This window comes from Aquiflexum sp. (assembly GCF_977115555.1).
In genome coordinates this window covers 1-1,831 of sequence record NZ_CDSBKL010000596.1, presented here as the reverse complement: position 1 = coordinate 1,831, position 1,831 = coordinate 1, and the positions used below count along the sequence as shown (strand labels likewise).

The following is a 1,831-nucleotide window of genomic DNA, read 5'->3' as shown; positions in this document are numbered from 1 at the left end:
AAAAACAATACAAAAAACAAATCTTCTGAAAATCAAATATATAATTCTTGATTTAGAAATCTATTTCAATTTATAGCCCAACCTTATATCCATATATTCTGCCACATGCCCATGGGCTTTGAGGGAAAAACCTAAAGAAAACCCTTTCAAAACACTGTAATTCAAGGTGTATCGCTGGTAAAAAAGGTATTCATTATATCCCGAAGGCTTGTATGTATATAAAGCCAATTTTTGATTGAAATCAAATCTGCCAAACAAAAAATGGTTGGCGATATACGGTGCCGGCATCAAAGCCTCTATCCGAGAATTCTCAACATCAACCGTGTAATCCAAAACCAATTCCAATCCTCCTCCTAAGGCATTGATCGAGGAAACAGATTTATAAACCCCTCCCAAAAGAGAAATAACGGGTCTTCTTCCTTCCGCCCATTGTGATTCTCCGGTTGTAAACCCACTTTCCAAATACCGATTCCATTCTTTTGATAAGGGTTTTTTATCATATTTCGGAAAAGCAACAGGATTTAAGTACCTGTTTATCCCAAGTCCTATCATGGGATAATTCATGCCCTTATTTGGTTGCCTTTGTCCGCCATTGGAAATATGGTTATAGGCAAAACTGAGATGGCCTGACCACAAACCTGAAAATCTATATTCAAACTTTGGCGTGAGAAAAAGCAAAAAACTGATCGGTGCCGAAAAAAAGATGTTTTCAGGATTGCTGTTTTCATCGTATACCTCATTCAGATAACTGATTCCAACTCCTGTAAGAAGGCTTATGGATGATCTTTTGCTCTTCCACAAAATAGGTTCAAAGCTTCCCGATAGGCTATAAGCTGAGCCCAAGACATCGGGATTAGAAAAGTTGTGGTAGGAAAATTGGACCCCCAAATAATGAAAACAATGACAGGCATTCCAGCTTTCTTCTTTTGGGTTTAGGGTCTGATAGTGAAGGGTAAAACCCACAGGATGTGATTTGGAAATAGACCTGAGCTCCGGAGAATGAGGGATGATAAATCCATAATTCCCTTCCATTCCCAGACGCTTGATATTTTGGCTTTTGGAATAAAAGCTGAATGAAAAAAACAAAGCGATAAAGAGGGTAAATTTCATGATTAAATATCCAAATTTGAGAAAAAACATCCCAGATTCTGAAATGAAAAAAGAAGAAAGTCTTATTGCCAATACTCCTGCCCCACCCTACTATGCAGTCATCTTTAGCAGCATACGGACCGAAATTGATGAGGGTTATGGAAAGATGGCTGAAGAAATGGTCAACTTGGCGGAAAAACAGCCAGGTTACCTCGGTCATGAATCTGCAAGAGAAAGACTCGGAATCACAGTCAGCTATTGGGAAAGCCTCGAATCTATCCGCAACTGGAAAATGGTCAGCGAACACCTCTTTGCACAGCGCATGGGACGTGAAAAATGGTATTCCTCCTACAAGACAAGAATTTGTCTGGTGGAGAGGGATTATGGGTTTGAATTCTAAAATTGGAAAATTGAAAAATTGGAAAATTGAAACTGCCATCTGAAAACTGATCACTTCCTATTGAAAACTGGCCCCTGTCTACAGCGGCTGAAAACCATCAAATTCAATCGAAAGCTGCTTTCCAAAATGGACCTGCTCTTCTTCGACATTTAGGTTGGACAAACCGATACCGAATAGGCGGACAGGAGATTTGAGTTCCTCTTGATGAAGAAGTTCCATGACCGTTTCCCATATTTTTTCGGATTCAGGATACTGTTCAAAGGTCTTGCTTCGCGTCTGAACAGTGAAATCATGGTATTTGATCTTGAGTGTGACAGTTCTTCCCTTGATCCCGCTTCGGCT

3 protein-coding genes are annotated in these 1,831 nt (G+C 39.8%); 1 reads left to right on the top strand and 2 read right to left on the bottom strand.

Translation table 11 applies throughout. From position 1 onward, the window contains the following. Positions 1–60: 60 nt before the first annotated feature. Entirely contained in the window at positions 61–1,110 is a 1,050-nt protein-coding gene (locus tag ACZFYI_RS19925) for an acyloxyacyl hydrolase (RefSeq protein WP_462525868.1), read from the bottom strand. 43 nt (positions 1,111–1,153) lie between these two features. Here ACZFYI_RS19925 and ACZFYI_RS19920 point away from each other — a divergent pair, with 43 nt between their 5' ends. After that, positions 1,154–1,489, top strand: coding sequence for an antibiotic biosynthesis monooxygenase family protein (locus ACZFYI_RS19920; RefSeq protein ID WP_462525867.1), 336 nt, complete (start codon positions 1,154–1,156; stop codon positions 1,487–1,489). A 78-nt stretch (positions 1,490–1,567) separates the two neighbouring features. Here ACZFYI_RS19920 and ACZFYI_RS19915 read toward each other — a convergent pair. Beyond that, on the bottom strand, positions 1,568–1,831 hold a 264-nt coding region (locus ACZFYI_RS19915; protein WP_462525866.1), incomplete at its 5' end, for a DinB/UmuC family translesion DNA polymerase.